This window comes from Aeromicrobium sp., from assembly GCF_036676885.1.
Taxonomy (GTDB): domain Bacteria; phylum Actinomycetota; class Actinomycetes; order Propionibacteriales; family Nocardioidaceae; genus Aeromicrobium.
This window is the reverse complement of the sequence record NZ_JAKFCB010000016.1, coordinates 1-4,034: the sequence shown is the minus strand read 5'-3', so window position 1 is coordinate 4,034 and position 4,034 is coordinate 1. Positions and strand designations below refer to the sequence as shown.

The following is a 4,034-nucleotide window of genomic DNA, read 5'->3' as shown; positions in this document are numbered from 1 at the left end:
CAACGTGGGTGACCTCACGGCGCTCTTCACGATGTCGCAGCCGGCCATCTCCAAGCACCTCAAGGTGCTCGAGCAGGCCGGACTGATCTCGCGCAACCGGCAGGGGACGATGCGCCTCAGCCATCTCGAGGCCGCGCCCCTGAAGGAAGCCACCGGATGGCTGGCCGACTACCGGGAGTACTGGACCGAGAGCTACGCGCGACTGGACGAGCTGCTCGAGTCACTCGACTGACCCTCACCCCAAGGAGAGCATCATGAATGTCACCGACACCCTGACCATCGAGACCCCGGGCACCCACGCGATCACGATCTCGCGTGAGTTCGACGCCCCGGTCGACAAGGTCTTCCGGGCCATGACCGATCCCGAGCTCATCGCCCGCTGGATGGGTCCGAAATACCTCACCAACGTCGAGACGACCAACGACGCGCGTCACGGCGGCACCTGGACGCTGGTCCAGCGGGACCCCGACGGCAACGAGTACGCGTTCCGTGGCGTGTTCCACGGCGAGCAGACTCCCGAGCTGTCGATGCGTACGTTCGAGTGGCTCGGCATGCCCGGCCACGTCTCGTTCGAGACTCTGAAGCTGGAGGACCTCGGCAACGGCCGGACCCGTGCCTACAACGTCTCGGTCTTCACCTCGACCGAGGACCGCGACGGCATGGCGACCAGCATGGAGTCGGGCGTCGTCGAGGGCTACGAGCGCCTCGACGAGATCCTGGAGTCGCTGTGAGTGTCGTCATCGACATCTCGATGTCGCTGGACGGGTACGTCACCGCACCCGGCGTCGACGCCGAGCACGGGCTCGGCGTCGACGGGGAGGTCCTGCACCTCTGGGCGTTCTCCGACGACCCCGTCGAGCAGGAGCTGCTCGGCAGGAGCACCACTCGCACGGGAGCCGTCGTCATGGGCCGCAACCTGTTCGACATCGTCGACCGGGTCTGGGACGACGAGGTCGGCTACGGAGCGGGCCTCGCCGCGGAGCCGCCGTGCTTCGTCGTGACGCACACCGAGCCCGAGTCGATCAGGCTCGTCGACCGCTTCACGATCGTCACCGACGGCCTCGAGTCGGCGCTCGAGCAGGCTCGCGCCGCGGCCGGCGACAAGGACGTCGTCGTCATGGGTGGTGGTGATGTCTGCGGCCAGGTCCTCGCGGCCGGGCTCGCCGACGTGCTCTCGCTGCACGTCGCGCCGGTCGTGCTGGGTGGCGGGACGCCGTTGTTCGCCGCCGGGACGAGGGTTGACCTCGAGCCGCTCGACACCGTGGCGACGCCGAACGCGACGCACCTGACGTACGCCCTGCGCTGAGTCAGATCGCGGTGGCAGGCGCCGGGGCCAGCGGCACGCGTACGAGCAGGACACCGGGCTGGACCTCGGCCGTGATCTCCCGGCCCTCCCCCACGGGGTCGCCGTCGAGCTGCATCGGCATCATCTTCTCGGCCTTGATGTGGACCTTGTGGCCGGTGAGCCGGTCGAGCCGTTCGTTCGTACGCTTCTGGCGGCCGATGACGCGCACGATGATCGCGAGCCAGCCGATGAACCGCTTGGGCGCGAGCACCACGACGTCGAGCTTGCCGTCGTCGATCTGCGCGTCGGGCAGCAGCGGGATGCCGCCCTGCAGGAAGCCGACGTTGCCGACCACGACGGTGCGGGCGCGGAACTTCTTGAACTCGCCGTCGTCGACCGCGATCTGCACCCTCATCGCCGGGAAACGGGCCGCCTTGATGCCACTGACGAAGTAGGCGAGCCAGCCGACCTTGCTCTTGAGCTGGTCGTTGACGCCGGTCATGATCGCGGCGTCCATGCCGAGGCCGGCCATGACGAGGAACGTCGTGTTGGTGCCGGAGTCGGTCCGGAGGGTCGACAGGTCGATCGCCCGGTCCTGGCCGCCGAACACGACGTCGAGCGCGTCGCGGGAGTTGAGCGGGATCGACAGGTTGCGGGCCAGCAGGTTGCCGGTGCCGTGCGGGAGGATGCCGACCGCCACGCCGGTGCGGGCGACCTCTTCGCAGACCGCACGCACGGTGCCGTCGCCGCCGGCCGCGACGATGAGGTCGACATCGGCACGGAGCGCGGCGCTGGCCTGGCCGTGCCCTGGGTCCTCGACCGTCGTCTCGAACCAGATCGGCTCGGACCAGCCATCGCGGAGGGCGACGAGGCGTACGCGCTCCTTGAACGCCTCGACGTCGCCGACCTTGGCGGGGTTGAGGACGACCGCGGCGCGCTTGCGGCCGGTGCCGGTCAGGGCAGCGAGCTCGTGCGGCAGCCGGGTGGCGTCGGTGACGAGCAGGATCCACAGGCCGAGGGCGACAGCCATGCCGAAGCTCAGGCCGGCGATGACGTCGCTGAGGTGGTGCACGCCGAGGAAGATGCGGTCGGCGCCGACACCCAGGCCCATGAGGACGAGCACCGCGACGATGACGCGACGCTTCCAGCCGCGACCGGTCAGCACGATCGTCAGCAGGATCGCGACGGTGAACAGGATCCCTGACCCCGCGGCATGGCCGCTGGGGAACGAATGTCCGCCGATCTCGTGCAGCGGCTTGTCCCAGATGGGGCGATCACGCTGGTAGGCCAGCTTGATCAGTGCGTTGCCGCCGAGCACGACGATGCCGCTGATGGTGATCCAGATCGCGACCCGGCGCTCGTGCCGCCACAGGGCGTATGCGGCGAGGAGCGCCAGCGCGATGGCGACGCCGAGGTTGCTGAACGTCACCGCGACGAAGTCGAGGAAGTCCACGAATCCGCCGTGCCGGGACGAGAAGTCGTATGCCTCCTGCGCGACGTCCCGGTCGACGTCGATGACCGCGTCGACTCCGGTACCGATGCAGATCGCCAGGATCGCGAACAGGGCGGTCGGGACGGCGAGGACCCACAGGAGGATGGATCGGCGTGCAGGCGCGGCACGGCGCAGGTCGAACGACAAGCTTTCCTCCTCAGGGGTCGACCTAGCCTAATGGACATGAAAATGGTCGCGAGCCGGACGATAGGCTGAGGCAGTGATTGACGCCCGAATCCTGCGAGAAGACCCTGAGGCCGTACGCGCTGCACAGCGGCGTCGAGGCGAGCCCACCGAGCTCGTCGACGAGCTGATCCACGCGGACGAGCAGCGACGGTCGACGATCTCGGCGTACGAGGCGGTGCGCGGCGAGCAGAAGAACCTCGGCAAGCTGATCCCCCGGGCCCAGGGCGACGAGAAGCAGGAGCTCCTGGTGCGCGCCAAGGAGCTGAGCCAGCAGGTCAAGGACGCCGAGGCCGCGCAGGTCGAGGCGGCCGAGACCTACGACCGGCTCATCAAGATGCTGCCCAACCTCGCCTCGCCCGACGCCCCGGTGGGAGGTGAGGACGACTTCGTCGTGCTCGACACGGTCGGCACGCCGCGCGACTTCGCAGCGGAGGGCTTCGAGCCCCGTGACCACCTCGAGCTCGGTCAGCTGCTCGGGGCGATCGACACCGAGCGCGGCGCCAAGGTCAGCGGCGCGCGCTTCTACTTCCTCACCGGCGTCGGTGCGCAGCTCGAGCTGGCCCTGACGCAGCTCGCGATGAGCAAGGCCGCGGAGTGGGGCTTCACGCCGATGATCCCGCCGGCGCTGGTCAACGAGCGCGCGATGGAGGGCACCGGGTTCCTGGGCCAGGCAGCTGACGACGTCTACCACCTCGAGAAGGACGGCCTCTACCTCGTCGGCACCTCCGAGGTGCCGATGGCGGCCTATCACTCCGACGAGATCCTCGACGCCGGCTCGCTGCCGCGCCGCTATGCCGCGTTCAGCCCCTGCTACCGCCGCGAGGCCGGCTCGTACGGCAAGGACACGCGGGGCATCTTCCGCGTGCACTGGTTCGACAAGGTCGAGATGTTCGTCTACACGACGCTCGAGGAGTCCTACGCCGAGCACGAGCGCATCCTCGGCTGGGAGCGGGCGTGGCTCGACGCGCTCGAGCTGCCCTACCGCGTCATCGATGTGGCCTCCGGCGACCTCGGCGCGTCGGCGATCCGCAAGTTCGACTGCGAGGCGTGGATCCCGACGCAGGGCAAGTA

General features: G+C 68.9%; 5 protein-coding genes. 4 read left to right on the top strand and 1 reads right to left on the bottom strand.

Translation table 11 applies throughout. From position 1 onward, the window contains the following. The 3 genes from V6M46_RS00820 to V6M46_RS00810 all read left to right on the top strand — a co-directional run. Positions 1-232: ArsR/SmtB family transcription factor (locus V6M46_RS00820; protein ID WP_332661781.1), on the top strand; the 232-nt coding region annotated here is incomplete at its 5' end. Between the two features lie 22 nt (positions 233-254). Then, entirely contained in the window at positions 255-731 is a 477-nt protein-coding gene (locus V6M46_RS00815) for an SRPBCC domain-containing protein (RefSeq protein WP_332661780.1), read from the top strand. Then, complete coding sequence (locus tag V6M46_RS00810; protein WP_332661779.1) at positions 728-1,306, top strand: dihydrofolate reductase family protein; 579 nt, start codon at positions 728-730, stop codon at positions 1,304-1,306. Before V6M46_RS00815 ends, V6M46_RS00810 begins: the two co-directional genes overlap by 4 nt. Position 1,307: 1 nt before the next feature. Here V6M46_RS00810 and V6M46_RS00805 read toward each other — a convergent pair whose 3' ends face one another. Then, on the bottom strand, positions 1,308-2,924 hold the full coding sequence (locus V6M46_RS00805) for a diacylglycerol kinase family protein (protein ID WP_332661778.1): 1,617 nt from the start codon (positions 2,922-2,924) through the stop codon (positions 1,308-1,310). A gap of 73 nt (positions 2,925-2,997) precedes the next feature. On the opposite strand from V6M46_RS00805, the gene serS reads away from it, so the two are divergent. Next, the coding region (gene serS / locus V6M46_RS00800; RefSeq protein ID WP_332661777.1) for a serine--tRNA ligase at positions 2,998-4,034 on the top strand (1,037 nt) is incomplete at its 3' end.

Coding starts and splice junctions, on each gene's coding strand:
- V6M46_RS00815 (WP_332661780.1), top strand. CDS start 255: ATGAATGTCACCGACACCCTGACCATCGAGACCCCGGGCACCCACGCG.